Source organism: Streptosporangium saharense, from assembly GCF_014203715.1.
Classification (GTDB): domain Bacteria; phylum Actinomycetota; class Actinomycetes; order Streptosporangiales; family Streptosporangiaceae; genus Streptosporangium; species Streptosporangium saharense.
In genome coordinates, this window is record NZ_JACHJP010000003.1 from 548,120 (window position 1) to 563,018 (window position 14,899).

The 14,899-nt window shown below is 71.5% G+C and carries 12 protein-coding genes; 7 read left to right on the forward strand and 5 right to left on the reverse strand.

The window, feature by feature from the left end:
- Positions 1-31: 31 nt before the first annotated feature.
- On the reverse strand, positions 32-511 hold the full coding sequence (locus FHS44_RS18475) for a MarR family winged helix-turn-helix transcriptional regulator (protein ID WP_184716213.1): 480 nt from the start codon (positions 509-511) through the stop codon (positions 32-34).
- An 81-nt stretch (positions 512-592) separates the two neighbouring features.
- Between FHS44_RS18475 and FHS44_RS18480 the strand changes: the two genes are divergently transcribed.
- The 4 genes from FHS44_RS18480 to FHS44_RS18495 all read left to right on the forward strand — a co-directional run bounded on the left by FHS44_RS18480 (position 593) and on the right by FHS44_RS18495 (position 4,743).
- Positions 593-1,021: a DoxX family protein gene (locus FHS44_RS18480; protein ID WP_184716215.1), complete on the forward strand. Its 429-nt coding sequence runs from the start codon at positions 593-595 to the stop codon at positions 1,019-1,021.
- A 105-nt stretch (positions 1,022-1,126) separates the two neighbouring features.
- On the forward strand, positions 1,127-1,927 hold the full coding sequence (locus FHS44_RS18485; RefSeq protein WP_184716217.1) for a hypothetical protein: 801 nt from the start codon (positions 1,127-1,129) through the stop codon (positions 1,925-1,927).
- A gap of 234 nt (positions 1,928-2,161) precedes the next feature.
- A complete protein-coding gene (locus FHS44_RS18490) occupies positions 2,162-3,400 on the forward strand; it encodes an FxsB family cyclophane-forming radical SAM/SPASM peptide maturase (protein WP_246435614.1) in 1,239 nt (412 codons plus the stop codon).
- Positions 3,400-4,743, forward strand: coding sequence for an HEXXH motif domain-containing protein (locus FHS44_RS18495; protein ID WP_184716219.1), 1,344 nt, complete (start codon positions 3,400-3,402; stop codon positions 4,741-4,743). Before FHS44_RS18490 ends, FHS44_RS18495 begins: the two co-directional genes overlap by 1 nt.
- 10 nt (positions 4,744-4,753) lie before the next feature.
- On the opposite strand, the gene fxsT is transcribed toward FHS44_RS18495, so the two are convergent.
- Positions 4,754-7,282: an FxSxx-COOH system tetratricopeptide repeat protein gene (gene fxsT / locus FHS44_RS18500; protein WP_312863712.1), complete on the reverse strand. Its 2,529-nt coding sequence runs from the start codon at positions 7,280-7,282 to the stop codon at positions 4,754-4,756.
- A gap of 175 nt (positions 7,283-7,457) precedes the next feature.
- Here fxsT and FHS44_RS18505 point away from each other — a divergent pair, with 175 nt between their 5' ends.
- The 3 genes from FHS44_RS18505 to FHS44_RS18515 all read left to right on the forward strand — a co-directional run bounded on the left by FHS44_RS18505 (position 7,458) and on the right by FHS44_RS18515 (position 10,740).
- Complete coding sequence (locus FHS44_RS18505; protein ID WP_184716221.1) at positions 7,458-7,616, forward strand: hypothetical protein; 159 nt, start codon at positions 7,458-7,460, stop codon at positions 7,614-7,616.
- A 206-nt stretch (positions 7,617-7,822) separates the two neighbouring features.
- Positions 7,823-8,713, forward strand: a complete 891-nt coding sequence (locus FHS44_RS18510) for an SIR2 family NAD-dependent protein deacylase (RefSeq protein WP_246435699.1) — start codon at positions 7,823-7,825, stop codon at positions 8,711-8,713.
- Positions 8,710-10,740 carry a tetratricopeptide repeat protein gene (locus FHS44_RS18515; protein ID WP_184716225.1) on the forward strand — a complete coding sequence of 677 codons (2,031 nt, stop codon included), beginning with the start codon at positions 8,710-8,712 and terminating at the stop codon, positions 10,738-10,740. The genes FHS44_RS18510 and FHS44_RS18515 overlap by 4 nt, the downstream gene beginning before the upstream one ends.
- On the opposite strand, the gene FHS44_RS18520 is transcribed toward FHS44_RS18515, so the two are convergent.
- From FHS44_RS18520 to FHS44_RS18530, 3 genes are all read right to left on the reverse strand, one after another.
- Positions 10,707-12,011, reverse strand: coding sequence for an MFS transporter (locus tag FHS44_RS18520; RefSeq protein ID WP_184716227.1), 1,305 nt, complete (start codon positions 12,009-12,011; stop codon positions 10,707-10,709). The genes FHS44_RS18515 and FHS44_RS18520 overlap by 34 nt on opposite strands.
- Before the next feature lie 235 nt (positions 12,012-12,246).
- Positions 12,247-13,878 (reverse strand): hypothetical protein, encoded by a 1,632-nt coding sequence (locus FHS44_RS18525; protein ID WP_184716229.1) that lies wholly within the window; start codon positions 13,876-13,878, stop codon positions 12,247-12,249.
- Positions 13,879-13,942: 64 nt separating this feature from the next.
- Positions 13,943-14,893 carry a carbohydrate kinase family protein gene (locus FHS44_RS18530; RefSeq protein ID WP_184716231.1) on the reverse strand — a complete coding sequence of 317 codons (951 nt, stop codon included), beginning with the start codon at positions 14,891-14,893 and terminating at the stop codon, positions 13,943-13,945.
- Positions 14,894-14,899: the final 6 nt, after the last annotated feature.

The window sequence follows — 14,899 nt, forward strand, 5'->3', positions numbered from 1 at the left end:
CGTACGGCACGCGACGCGGGGTGACGGCCCCTCAGGTGGGGGCCGGGCCGCTGCCGTTCTGGGACATCGCGGTGGCGGCCTTCGACATGACGCGGGTCATGGTCTGCAGCTCCTCGGGGGTCAGCTGGTCGATCAGGAAGGCGCGGACGACGGCCACGTGACCGGGGGCGGTCTTCTCCAGGCAGCGCATCCCCTCGTCGGTGAGCACCGCGAGCACGCCCCGCTCGTCGGAGGGGCAGTCCATCCGCTCGACCAGCCCCCGCTTCTCCAACTGGCCTATCTGGTAGGTCAGCCCGCTCTTGGAGACGACAAGTTCGCGGGCGAGGTCGCTCATGCGCAGCCGCCGCTCCGGCGCGATCGAGAGTTTGGCGAGGATCTCGTAGTGGGGGTGGGTGAGCCCCGAGTCGGTCTTCAGTTGCTCCTCGATGCGCCGCTCCAGCAGGTGGGTCGCCTTGAGGTAGGCCATCCAGGCACCCAGTTCACCCTCGTTCAACCATCTCGTGTCCGCCACTTTTCCAGTGTATGGGTTGTTCGAATTTGAACCAGGGCGTTAGGGTGGTGGTTCAAATTCGAACAACCATGAGGAGTCCTCATGCTTTGGTTGGAGCGCGCGAGGCCGATCGCCCTGCTGCTCGCCCGGATCGGCGTCGGCGTGATCTTCGTCGTCCACGGCTGGCAGAAGTTCGCCACCATGGGCCTGAGCGGCACGACGGCCTTCTTCGAGCAGGTCGACGTCCCGCTGCCGGGCCTGGCGGCGCCGGTGGTCGCCGTGGTCGAGCTGGTCGGCGGCATCGCGCTCATCCTGGGCGCGGCCCTGCCGATCGCCGCGATCCTGCTCATCCTGGACATGCTCGGGGCGATCGTCTTCGTCCACGCCGGCAAGGGCTTCGACGTGGCCAGCGGCGGCTACGAGTTCGTCCTGGCCCTGATCGCGGCCCTGCTGGCCATCGCCTTCAGCGGTGGCGGCGCGCTCGCCCTCGACGACCTCTGGCAGCGGCGCCGTACGGTCAGTGCCTCCTGATCGCCCGGCGAACCTGGATGTCACCTCCGGCTCCATGGATCGCGGACGCGGTGCGGGCGACAATCGGCACCACGACCGGGACGAGCGAGGAGCCGGGGGGTCGATGTGGGGTGGTTACGGCGGATCGCCGGTGACCTCAGAAGACGGAGGAACATCGACGCCCACGCCCTGACCGTCGTCGCCGTGCTGTACGCCCTGGCGTCGATCTTCAGCGACACCATGGACGACGGCTTCCGGTGGGCGGTGCTGCTTTCGGGGATCGGCCTGCTGATCTACCGGACGCTCCCCGACGAGAACCCCGAGCCCGCGGCGGGCATCCTGCACGACCGGTCGGTCTACGACACGGTCCCGATGTCGTCGCTGTTCGCCGGGGTGCGCGACGTGCGGGTCTTCGCCCCCTCGGCGGTCAACCTGCTGTCGGCGCAGACCTGCGAGATCCTGCGCAACGGCGTGCTGGCGCGCGAGAACGGCAGCGTCAGGATCGTCGTCCTCGACCCCCGCGAGAAGACGGCGGTGCGGCAGGCGTCGCGACAGCTCGACGAGTCGGTCGAGTTCCCCGTCCAGCGTCTGCCCGCCGCGCTGGAGACCACGACGGAACGGCTGCGGCTGATGAGCCGCTGGAAGACCCCGGGCGCCTTCGACTACCGCCTGCTGTCCTACAGCCCCGGCTTCAGCCTCGTGCTCATCGACCCGGACACCCCGGCCGGCCGGGTGATCGTGGAGATCCACGGCTTCCACAACCCCTCGACCTCCTCCCGCATGCACCTGGAACTGACCCGCGGCCGCGACGAGCGCTGGTACAGATACTGGGTCGAGCAGTTCGACCACATCTGGCGGTCGGCGAGGGGCGACGTCACCCCGGTCCTTCCCCTCGCCTCCGGGGAGACGAAGGACCCGAGGGAGTGAACGCGAGGGAATTCCCCGGAGACCTTTTGTTTCGGGCGGGCGCGCCGGGTTGAATCGGCCTTTTCATATCCGGCGACATTCATCGGCCGTGCCGATTCTCCGGTCATAACCCCAGTTCAGCGTGGCGTACGGCATCGGCAGGGGTGCGCGGGGTATTTTTCCACGCCCCGGAAACTTGACTGCCGGGGCGAAGTCGTGCGACACAGGGAATGGCGCAAGAGAGGTGTGCCACATTTGTCAGAGAATCCCGCACTGGAAACACCGCCCGCCGGGAACACGTTTCCGGCGACGCTCGACGTGGCCGCCCTGCTGGCATCGGGATGGCGGCCGCTGGCCTTCCGGCAGTTCATCCTGAAGATCCACAGCAGGTGCGACCTCGCCTGCCGCCACTGTTACGTCTACGAGATGGCGGACCAGTCCTGGCGGGCGCAGCCGCGCCGGATGTCACGAGCGGTCGCCGACCGTACGGCGGGGCGGATAGCCGAGCACGCCCTCACGCACGAGCTGGGCGAGGTCGAGATCATCCTGCACGGAGGGGAACCGCTGCTGGCCGGGCCCGAGTTCATCTCCCACCTCGTCCGCACGGTCAGGGGGGCCGCGGCCGACGTGGGGACCAGGGTGCGCGCCGGGGTGCAGACCAACGGGCTGCGCCTTGACGACGACTACCTGCGCCTGTTCGACGGCCTGGAGATCCGGGTCGGGGTGAGCCTGGACGGCGACGCCCAGGCCCAGGACCGTCACCGCCGCCGCGCCGACGGACGGGGAAGCCACGCGGCCGTGGCGGCCTCGCTGCGCAGGCTGGCCTTCGGCCCCTTCCACCACCTGTTCGGCGGCCTGCTGTGCACGATCGACATCAGGAACGACCCGCTGACGACCTACGAGGCGCTCCTGGAGTTCGACCCGCCCTCCGTCGACTTCCTGCTGCCGCACGGCAACTGGGCGACACCCCCGCCCTTCCGGGACCCGGCCTCCTCGGCCACGCCGTACGCGGACTGGCTGATCCCCATCTTCGACAGGTGGTACGGCTCGGCCGCGGCGCAGACGGAAATCCGGATTTTTCGTGAAATCATGCGGCTGTTGACCGGGGGCGTCTCGCGCACCGAGGCGGTCGGGCTCTCACCCGCCAGGATGGTCGTCGTCGAGACCAACGGCGGCATCGAGCAGTCGGACATCCTGAAGTCCAGCTACCACGGCGCCGCGGCGACCCCGCTGCACGTGCTGCGCGACCCGTTCGACGCGGCGCTGCTGCACCCCGCCATGGCCGCGCGGCAGATCGGCGAGCGCGCCCTGGCCCCCGTCTGCCAGTCCTGCGACCTGCGCTCGGTGTGCGGCGGCGGCCTGTACGCGCACCGGTACAGCACGGTCGGCGGCTTCCTCGGCCCCTCGGTCTACTGCCCCGACCTCTACCGGCTCATCACGCACATCCGCACGAGGCTGGCGCGGGACGTCGCCCGCCTGAAGGGAAGGCGCTGATGCCCGTCCTCCCCCCGGTCACCGGCGGGACCTTCGAGGCGCTGGCGGCCGGTGGGGGAGGGGCCGGGGCGGTCGGCGAGCTGCGCGCCGCGCAGTCCCTCGGCAGCAGGCTGCTGGTGCGCGGCGTCGTCACCGAGGCAAGGGCGGCCGGGCACGTCCACGCGGACCTGACCGAACGGTCCTACGAGGCCCTCGCCGAGCTGGAGCGCCACGCGGCCCCCGAGGTCGAGTGGGTGCTGACCTACCCGGCGGTCGGCGCGTGGGCGCGGCGCACCTGCAGGTCGCTGCGGCGGAGCCCGGAGCCCGGAGGGGACGACCCCGCCGCGCTGGGGACGCTGGCCCTGGCGGCGGCGGTCAGGGCGGGCCTGCCCTGCGAGGTCGGGCTGCCCCGCGCGGACGGTGTGTTCACGCTGCCGTCCCTGGGCCGGGTCACCCTGCCGGACGGCGCGGGGGAACCGGACGAGATCGTCGCCGTCGCCGTACGGCCCGACCGTGACGGCGCCCTGCTCAGTGCAGCGGGCGCGTCGGTCCGCGTCGATCCCCGTCGCGACGGGGAGGGCTGGCAGGTCCTGCACCGCCTGCCCCCGCCCCCGGGGGAGGGGATCGTCATCGACGACCTCGACCCGTACCGCTGGCCCGCGCACCGCGACTCCGTCCACCGGGGACCCGCCCCGAGGCTGACCCCCGAGCAGCGCCGCAGGTGGCAGGCGTGCGCCGGGGAGGCCTGGCGCCTGCTGGCCACCGGTCACCGGACGGTCGCCGAGGAGGTCGAGCACGGCGTGCGGGTGCTCACCCCGCTCAGGACGCCGCCCCGGGGCCAGGACAGCTCCTCGGCGCGGGACACCTTCGGGACGGTCGCCCTCTCCGAGCCGAAGGACGGTCTCGGCCTGGCGGTCACGCTGGCCCACGAGATACAGCACGCCAAGCTCACGGCGCTGACCGAGGCCGTCGAGCTGACCGTGCCCGGCTACGACCGGCGCTTCTACGCCCCCTGGCGGGACGACCCCAGGCCCGTCTACGGACTGTTGCAGGGGGCCTACGCCTACCTGGGGGTGACGGAGTTCTGGCGGCGGCAGCGCCCGTTCGAGCGTGGGGAGACGGCCTTCCGCGCCGAGGTGGAGTTCGCGCGCTGGCGGCGGGGCGCCCACCGGGTCAGCGACCTGCTTCTGGGCTGCGGGGGCCTGACGGAACAGGGCAGGAGGTTCGTCGGACGGATGCGGGACGTGCTTGGGGAACGGCTGTCCGAGCCGGTCGGCGCCGCGGCGGCGGCCCAGGCCCACCTGGAGGCCGAACGGCACCTGCGGGCCTGGAAGGAGCGCAACCCGGGCGCGGAGACCGGGTAGCGAGGTCAGATCAGATCGGCGGCGGGTCGAAGTCGCAGTTGATGCGCTCGTGGGCCTCGGCGAGCAGGGCGTCGGCGTGGCCCGACTCCAGCGGCCGCTCGTAGCGGCGCATCGTGTCCGCGCGCAGCAGCGCCGCCTCCTCCCGCCTGCCCGCCGCCCGCAGGTCAAGGGAGAGGTTGGCCGCGCAGGCGAGCGTCAGGAAGTGGTTCTCCCCGAAGAGGGCGCGCAGCCTGCCGAGCGTCTCCTCGCCCAGGTCACATGCCCGGTCGGTCTCCCCGAGGGCCGCCAGGTCGGTCTCCAGGTTGATGGCGCAGGTCAGGGTGTAGTGGTGGTTGCGGCTGACCCGGGCGGTCAGGCCGCGCACGGCGCCCTCGTTCAGCGCCCTGGCGGTGGCGGGGGCGTCGAGCAGCCGGTGCAGGATGGCGAGGTTTCCCGCGCAGGCGTGGCTGTAGGGGTGCTCGGAGCCGAAGACCTTGGGATAGCGGGGGACGGTCCGCTGCGCGATGGCGAACGCCTCGTCCAGCTCGCCGACCGTCCGCAGCGCGTTGGACAGGTTCATCGCGGCGGCCATCGCGTCCGGGTGCTCGTCACCGAAGAGCCGCTGGAGCCGGGAGTGCGTGTCCCGCGCCAGCTCGACCGCCTCGGCCGTCTCGCCCGCCCTGCGCCGGGCGATGGACAGGTCCTTGGCCGTCAGCAGGGTGACGTGGTGGTCGAGCGTCAGCCCCTGCAGGCCGTAGGCGTAGGCCTCCTCGCCGAGGTCGCACGCCTCGCTGTAGTCGCCGCACAGCCGTACGCTCCTGGCCAGGCCGTTCCACGACAGCAGCAGCGTCGGCTTGCCGATCCCGGTGGCGTCGCTCTGCGCCAGGTAGGTCTCCTGGTGCAGCCTGCGCGCGGCCATGTAGTCGCTGGTGAGGGCGTAGTCGAGGGCGAGGTTGTTCATCACGCGCAGCGTCGTCGGGTCGGCGGGGCCGAAGACCCGCTCGTGGGCCTGCTTCGACTCCAGGTCCAGGTCCCTGGCCACGAGGAAGTCGCCCCTGGCGCGCAGGGCGGCGCCGTAGCCGTTGGTCGTCAGCAGCGTCTCCGTGTGGTCGGGGCCCAGGACCTCGCGCATGTCGTCGAGGGTCCTGTGGTCGATCTCGTACGCCTGGCCGTACTGGCCGAGGGCACGCAGGACGTTGCCGAGGTGCTTGGAGGCGATCAGCACGTCCGGGTGACGTGGGCCGCTGATCCTGCTCCACTGCTCGATGAAGTCGTTCAGGAAGGCGCGGGCCGACTGGTAGTTGCCCGCCATGTAGAGGTAGCGGGCGATGGTGAGCGCGAACCGGCGCACCCGCTCGTCCGGGCAGTCGCTCAGGTTCGAGGGGGTGATGTGGGCCACCAGCTCCTCGAAGTCGCGCCACTTGTCCGTCGAGTCGGGATCGGCCGGGGCGCCGCTGGCCAGCAGCACGTGGACCTCGTGCCGGATCTCCCGCTGGTCCTCCTCCGGCAGGTCGTCACGGAGCAGCGCCTGGACGAGTCGGTGCACCTGGATCGTGCGGGCGGTCGGTTCGATCCTGGCCAGCGCGAAGCGCCTGAGCTCGCTGAGCGCCTTGGCCAGCAGGATCGGGTCGGACAGGATCGGGCTCAGCCGGGGGACGAGGGCCTTGTTGCCCCGGCGGAAGATGTCACGCGGGATGGGCTCGGGGCCGAAGAAGGCGCAGCACTGCAGGACCTTGATCGCCTCGGGGAGGCGGTCCTCAAGGAGGGAGACAGAGACCCGCCAGGCGGCCGTCATCGACAGCGGGTATCCCGGCGCCCTGTTCACCCCCAGCAGCCTGCTGGCCTGCGCGTCGAGCTGTTCGAGGTACTCGTCGACCGACATCCCGGTCTCGTACTGCAGGGCGCCCGCCTGCTCCAGCGCCAGCGGCAGGTCCCCGAGCTGCTCGGCGAGCCGCGAGGCGTCCCCGGGCACGACCTCCCCGCGCAGGCGCTTGCTCAGGAACGCCACGCTCTCCGAGCGGGCGAAGACGTCGACCTGGAGGGTCTCGAAGTGGTCCTCCCACTTGGGGTTGCGGGAGGTGATCAGCACGTGGCCCGGCCCACGCGGGATGAACTCCTCGACGTGCCCCGGCTCCTCGGCGTTGTCGAAGATGAGCAGCCACCGCCGGTACGGCTCGCCGCTGTGCAGGGTCCTTCGCACCGCCTCCGCCGCCTCCTCGACGCCCGTGACGGAGGCCGGGGGAAGCCCGAGGAAGGGCGCCATCGCCGCGAGCGCGGACGGCACCAGGACCCGCTGGTCCGCGGGAATCCACCAGACGAGGTCGTAGTGCGAGCGGTAGCGCCAGGCGTACTCGATGGCCAGGTGGGTCTTGCCGACACCGCCCCACCCCTGGAGCGCCTGCGGCTGGGGCACGACCGCGGTGACGGTGCTGATGCCCTGACGGAGCTTGAGAAGGAGGTCCTCGCGACCCGTGAAGTTCCGGTTCCTCGGCGGAACCTTCTCCCATACCTCGGGCTGCCGGTCGGGGAGCGCGTTCGCCGCGTGTGAAAGATCCGCCACCTCTTCCTCACCCTTCCCCATCAAGGTGTGCACGGTCATCCTAAAGGTTGATTCGCGCGGGCGAGTATCACAGAATCACATAGAATGAGAAATCAAGAACCTGGTTCTCCGGCCTCCGATTTTCGGTTCGGCCGAAATTCGGGCGCCGGTGTCACGCAATCTCCGAGGAGCATTCATGCGTGAGGAAGAGACAGGGCGCGTCGCGCTCGTCGATGTTCACGATCTTTCCCTCGACGAGCTCGGGAAGATCGGGGAGGAGCGGCTCCGCCGCATTATCGAACCCCTTCTTGAGAACACGCACGACCCATCGTCCGGATTCCAGAGCTGGATCTGACCGATCGTCTCCAATCGTCGGAAAGTCGCGGCGGAAAGATGCTCATGAGATGTCCGCCAGGTTTCCCCCCGTCGTGGCCCTCGGGGGTGGGCCGCCGTCCGCGGGGAGGTGACCGCGCCGAGGCGCGCGCCGATGACGTCGTACGGCCTCGGGCCCGCGCTGCCGCGGGACCCACGCTGCGTGAGGTGGTGTCCCGCGTGCATGACATGGGGGAGGCGGAGTGGGAACGCCTGATCGACCAGTTGAGGAGCGGTGACTGCACGCCGTTCCTGGGGTCGGGGGCGTGCGCGGGCACCCTGCCGACGGGTGCGGCGCTGAGCAGGGACATGGCCCGCCGGTGGGACTACCCGTTCGACGACGACCACGACCTTCCCCGGGTGACGCAGTTCGCGGTGATGCGTTACGGCGACTCCGTGTACGTCAAACGGCGGATATGCGAGACGCTCGGCGCGGGCGGTCCCCCGGATTTCAAGGACCCCCACGAACCACACGCCCTGCTCGCCGGTTTCCCGTTGCCCGTGTATCTCACGACGAACTACGACGATTTCATCCTCCAGTCGCTGAGGGCCGCGGGGAAAAACCCGAACGTCGCCGTCTGCCCGTGGAACAGAGGGGTCGCCTACGCCGAGGACCTTTTCAGCGGGGAGGCCGGATGGAATCCGCAGCCGGACGCGCCGCTCATCTACCACCTGCACGGGAACCTGAACGACCCGGCGTCGATAGTCCTGGCCGAGGACGACTATCTCGAATTTCTCACCAATCTCGCCGTGGACGGCGCGGGGGGAAGCCAGAGAATGCTTCCCGCCTCCATTCTCGCGGCGCTGACGAGAAGGCCGCTGCTGTTCATCGGCTACAGCCTCCAGGACTGGACGTTCCGCGTCCTGTTCCACGGCCTGCTGAAGGCCGTCCCCGGCATCAACCGCAGGAGACACGTGAGCGTCCAGCTCGCGCCCTCCCTCGTGCGCACGAAGACGGACGTCCTGCAGGTCCAGCGCCAGCTGGCCAGATACTACGAGGACTGGCGGATCTCCATCTTCTGGGGAACGGCCGAGGAGTTCTGCCGGGAGCTGCGACGGCGGATGGGACCGGTCCCGTGAACCCCGGCGCCCTGCGCCCCGGCCGCCCGGGGGAGGGAACCGACCTGCCCTACGTCGGCCTGCGCGCGTTCCGCAGGGAGGAGGGGGCCAAGTTCTTCGGCAGGGCCAGGGAATCGCACGAGGTCTCCGACCTGTGGCAGGCCAACCGGCTGACCATCCTGTACGGCCCGTCCGGGGTGGGCAAGACCTCGCTGATCCAGGCCGGGGTCCTGCCGCTGCTCGACCCGAACAAGACCGACATCCTGCCGATCGGCCGGGTGTCGCACGGCTCGGCCTTCCCCTCGGCCGCGCTGTCCCGGCACAACCCCCACGTCTTCGCCCTGCTGTCCTCGTGGTCCCCCGAGGAGACCCCGACCAGGCTGGCCGGACTCACCCTCCACGAGTTCCTGCGGCGGCGCCCGGCACGCCAGGACCCCTACGGCGACCCGGTGCTCACGCTGGCCGCCATCGACCAGGCCGAGGAACTGTTCGGGGGGTTTCCGCACCGCGGGCCGTACCGGGAGTGGTTCATCGGCCAGCTCGCCCAGGCGCTGGACGACGATCCGAACCTGCGCCTGCTCATCTCGATCAGGGAGGACTACCTGGCGGCGATCCTTCCCCACGAGCCGGAGCTGGCGGGCCTGGGCAGGGGCAGGTTCCCGCTGGGCGCGCTCGACACGGCCGCGGCGGTACGGGCCACGGAGGGACCGCTTGAGGGCACGGGACGCTCCTTCGCCCCCGGCGCCGCCCGGTTCCTGGTGGACGACCTGCGGGTGATCAGGGTCGGCAGGGTCCTCGGCGAGGAGATCGTCGCCGACGCCAAGAAGGTCGAGCCGGTCCAGCTCCAGGTGGTCTGCTCCGCGCTGTGGCACTCCCTGCCCGACGACGTGCGCGTCATCTCCCTCGACCACGTCCGCCGCTTCGCCGACGCCGACCGCTCTCTCGGCGGCTTCTCCGAGCGGATGATCGCCGAGGTGGCCAGGGACCACCTGGGCGGCGACACCGCCGGGCTCAGGAGCTGGCTGCGCCGTACGTTCGTCACCGAACTGGGCACGCGGGAGGTCGTCTACCAGGGGGAGACGCTCACCGCGGGAATGCCCAACGCCGTGGTCAGGGCGCTGGTCGAGCGCCACATCCTGCGCGAGGACGTCAGGGCGGGGACGCGGTGGTGCGAGCTGTCCCACGAGCGGCTCATCCAGCCCATCCTGCGCGGCGGAGACCCCGGTGGAGGCGCGGAGGGGGACGCCGTGCCCGCCGCCCCGCAGGACTACCTGCGCGCGGCCGAGATCTCCCTGCGGGACGGGGAGTTCGGGGCCGCGGCGCGGCAGGCGGAGGAGGCGCTGCTGCGGTGCGGGGACGACACCAGGCTCCGCGCGGAGATCGAGTCCTTCCTCGGCAACGTCGCCCATGAACGCGACGACGTCGACCGGGCCGTCGCGCACTACCGTACGGCCGCCGTCCTGTTCGAGACGCTGGGGGCGAGCGCGGCCGTCGGCAGGCTGTTGGCGGGCATCGGGCGGCTGAGGCTGCTGCAGGGGCGCCCCGGGGACGCCGTGCGGGAGCTGTACTCGGCGGTCAGCCGGGTCCCCGGCGACATGGGCGTGCAGACCGAGCTCGCCTGGGCGCTGTGGTACGACGGGCATCCGGACGCCGCGCGGGACGTCCTCGACGAGGTGCTCAGCCGGGAGGGGAACCTCACCGAGGCGTTGCGGGCGCGGGGTGAGATCCTCGCCGACCTCGGCCGGGCGGAGGAGGCGTTGCGCGACCTCGGCGGGGTGAGACCGCTGCAGTGGCCCTCGACCAGGGCCGCCCACGCGCTCGCGCTCGCCTCGGTCGGGCGTCTGGCCGAGGCGGAACGGGAGATCACCGCGGTGCTGGCCGAGGCGGGGGACCACGGGCCCGCCCTGCTGTACGCCGCGCGGGTCAGGGCACTGACGGGCGACCGGGCCTCCGCCGCGGGCCTGGCACGGCTGGCCGGGCACGCCGTGGCGCCGGCGCTGCCCGCGCACATGCGTCAGGAGGCCGGTCGGCTGGCCGGGGGAGCCTGATCACCGTCTCCGAACCTGGGGACCCAGCCCAGGAAACGGGCGAGTGTCACGGCGACGGCGACGGTGAACATCACGCCGAACAGGCTCACCGCCGCGTCGTGCACGCCGAAGGCCGCGACGAGGAACCCTCCGAGGGGGGCGGCCAGGCACACCGCCCCGTAGACCGCGAGCCGCTGGACGCTCGCCACCCTGCCGAGCTTGCTCCGGTCCACCTCACGGATCTCGTAGGTCCGCACGGCGACGTTGTTGCGCGCCCCGGTGTAGCCGGTGATCAGCGTGGCCAGGCCGAAGAGGACGGGGTGGGCGTTCATGGCGGGCAGGGACAGGGCGAGCACCCAGATCCACATCTGGGTGAACAGTATGGCGTTCCCCGGTTCCGCGCTGGAGAGGAGCGTCGAGCCGAGCACCCCGCCCACGCCCCCGGCCGCGAGGACCAGCCCCACCTCAAGGGGGGACAGGCTCGCCGAGCTCGTGAGGAAGATCATGATGAGGGCGTTGACCATCAGGTTGGTGACGGTGGTCATGATCGTGGCCCTGCTCAGGAAGCCGTGTCTGGACAGCTCCCTGACGCCGTCGAACGTCTCGGAGACCAGCGAGCGGCCGGAGAACTCCCGAAGGACCCGCCGCCCGCCGTACGGCCTGGCCTTCCCGGTCCGGCCGAGCAGGCACAGCGTCGAGCCGAGGAAGAGCACGGCGTTCATCGCGAACGGCACCGCGGGGGCCAGCCCGAACAGCAGCCCTCCCAGCGGCCTGCCCGCCAGCACCGCGGCGTGGGAGCTCGTCTCACTGCGCGCCATGGCGGCGCCGATCCGCCCCTCGGGCACCAGGGAGGGCAGCAGCGCCGTCTCGGCCAGGGTGTACAGGACCCACAGGGTCCCCTCAAGGAAGGCCGCGGCCAGCATGTGCGGCAGAGAGAGCTTTCCGAGCGCGAGCGCGAGCAGGACGCTGACGACCGAGAGGCCACGGGCGATCTCGGCGAACAGCATCAGGGAACGCGGATCGACCCGGTCGGCCAGGACGCCCGCGGGGATGTAGAAGAGCAGGACGGGAAGGGTCAGGGCGAAACTCACCCAGCCCGCCCCGACCGGCGAGCCGCCGACCGCCAGGGCCAGCAGAGGATAGGCGACGCTCAGGGTCCTCGAACTCACCGAGGAGAGGGCCGACCCCGCCCAGACGCGGGCGAAGGCCGCGGTCCACAGGCCGGCTACGGGCGTGGGGGCGCCGGGCGGCTCGTCGGCCGCCGCGGGACTGCTGCAGGGATCCGCCCCCACGGTGTGTTCGTCCTTCGCTCCCGTCTGCGCCGTTGGGACACAGTCCACGGGCGCGGAGGGGGAGGAAGCCACACTGACGTTCCTTTTCGGAGAAACAATGGCGGGGTTTTTGCGCAGCCGATTACGGCGGCCCGGCATGGTTGAACGCCGGACTGTCGTGCCGCGCGGTTCAGCAGCATAGTGCCGGGGGGCGGCCGCCGCGCACAAGATCGACAATTCCGCCCCGCGCCCCACGTCAGGACGGTAGCTGGGCGTCCAGGCGGTAGCCGTCCACCGTTACGTACACCTGGTCGCCCGGGCGGGCGTTCAGGCGCATCAGGACCGGTTGCAGGGAGTCGAAGACCGGGTGGTCCCGCCAGACCAGCACCACCGCGTTGTCGCCGGGGCCGGTGACCGACAGCAGGGTGCCGGGGCGCATGCCGAGCTGGGTGGCGTACCCCTCCGGCACCGCGACCGGGGCGCCGCGCAGGTGCTCGCTGGTCACCTCTATCCGCTGCCAGCGGCTCGGGTCGGTGGCCGGGCTGGTCGGCGGGTGCAGCGGGGCGCGCTGGCTGGTGATGAGGTGGGGCCTGGTGTTGCCGGACAGGGCCGACAGCGTGGCCAGGGCCGCACGGGGGTCGATGGAGTTGGCGTTCACCTGCGGGATCGGGTGGCCGCCCCGGTGGTGGTGCCCGTTGGCCCCTGGCGTACGGCGGGGCAGCTGCCTGTTGCCGGGTTCTGCGGCGGCCTCGGGGGCGGCCGAGCCCTTCTCCTCGCTGGCGGCCAGGGCGTCGAGCCAGGCCTGGGCGGAGTGGGTGCGGATGCCGAGCCGCTGCTCCATCAGCGAGACCGTCTCGGAGTCGGCCGGTTTGCCGCCGAGGAGCTGCCGGGTGCGCTCCCGCAGGCCGCCCAGGTCGCCGACGACGAGCCAGCCGTCCTGGAGCCGACGGTCGGGCATGAGGGTGACCAGCACCCGCCACAGCGGGGTGCGCAGCGTCGGCACCTCGACGGGGTGGGCGGGGTCGGCGCCGATGAGCTGCTCCTGCGTCGCGGCGGCGCCGAGCCACTCGGTGAGCCCGAACATGTGGCCGGTGAGCGGGGCCGACTCCGAGGAGCGCAGCCACAGCAGGATGCGTTCCTCCGCGGCGCGCTGGGCGGCCGAGAGCGCGCCGAGGTCGGCGTTGAGCTTGTGGGCCAGGGCGCGCAGGCTGATCGGATCGACGGCGAACAGCCGGTCCACGGCGACCGCGCGCTCAAGCGGTCCCCAGTCGCGGAACATGTTGTCCACCAGGCCGACCAGCGGGTAGTCGCTGAGCCTGACCTGCGGCTCGGGGACGGGCGCCGGGATGGGCGTCCGCTGGGGCAGGGCGGGGGCCTTCTGCTCCTGCTCGGCCGGGGACTGCGCCTCGGCGGCGGGCCGTTCGGCCTGCGGGGTCTGCTCGGCGACCTCGGGGATGTCGATCCCGGGGATCTGGCTGAGCACCTCGCGGAAGACCGCGGTCATCACGATCTCGGGGGTGGTGGGCAGGGAGGAGCCGCCCAGGTCCCCGGCGGTCAGGCGGCGCAGCCTGGACCAGCCGCCGATACCGGTGATCGCCGCGCGGGCGGGTTCGGACCAGCCGGGCAGGGTCGGATCGACCGTGTGCACGTGCAGGGCCGGTAGGACGTCGCTCAGCGGGAGGTGGTCCCACCGGGACATGGAGAGGCGGGCCAGCCGGTCGCAGACCCAGTCGAGCCCGGCCGAGTTGAGGGCCTTGGGCAGGGTGACCGAGGACCACCATCCCGCGGGCAGGCGGGGATCGGCCAGGGCTTCGGCGACCTGCTGTGCTCTGCTCCAGCGCAGGGCCGGGACCAGATCGCTCAGGCAGATCGATGACTCGGCATCCATCGGCGGACCGCAACCTCCCCAAAGTGACACATGTGGCTAATGGTGCAGCCTACGCCGCAAGCTATCAATTAGCATGAGAGTGGGTAAAGCTGGTTGGAGCTAAACCCGACGTGAGAATGCGCGGCCGGCCGCCGACCGCTGTCACGGCCTCGGCTCCGGCACGGCGTCCCGCGTCCAACGCCGCCTCGTCGTCCTCCCCCCTCAGGAGGGCGGTCAGCAGACCGGCGGCGAACGCGTCACCCGCTCCCGTCGAGTCAACCACTTCCGTGGTGAGTCCGGGAAGCCGTGCGGTCAACTTTCCTTCCCGCGCCAGCAGCGCGCCCCGGGAACCGAGCTTCACGGCCGCGGCGCCGTAGCTCAGGCTCAACCGTCTGGCGGCACTCTCCGGGTCGCCCACGCCGGTCAGCAGCAGGGCCTCGTCCAGGTTCGGGATGACAAGCTGGGCGGCGGAGGTCTCCCTGACGAACCGCTCGGGGCCGAAGGCGCGCAGGAACCCGGTCGAGGCCGGATCGACGCTGATCGAGACGCCACGCCGTACGGCACGGGCCAGGGCGAGGCGGGACAGTTGCAGACCGGGTTCGGCGAACAGGGTGTAGCCGGACAGGTGCAGGTGGCCGACCCCGTCGAGCAGGTCCTCCTCCCAGTCGTCGGCGCAGATGTGCCCGCCCGCGCCCCGGTTGGTGAGCATGGACCGCTCGCCCGTCGGATCGACCATGGCGATGACCACGGCGGTGGGGCGCTCGGGATCGACGCGCAGGTGCGCCCTGACCCCGCCGCGGCGCAGCTCGGCGGCGTGCCACTCCCCGGTGTCGAAGCCGACCCTGGTCAGGATCCGCGCGTCCGCGCCCAGATGGGCCGCCCAGGTGGCGGTGTTGGCCCCCGAGCCGCCGGGGCGCAGCACGATGTCGGCCGCGGTGTCCGTGCCGACGGCCAGTCCGGCCAGCGCCGGGCCCTCGTGCAGCGCGACGACGTCGGTGACGACGTCACCGATGACGAGCAGACCCGATCCGGACACGACCGC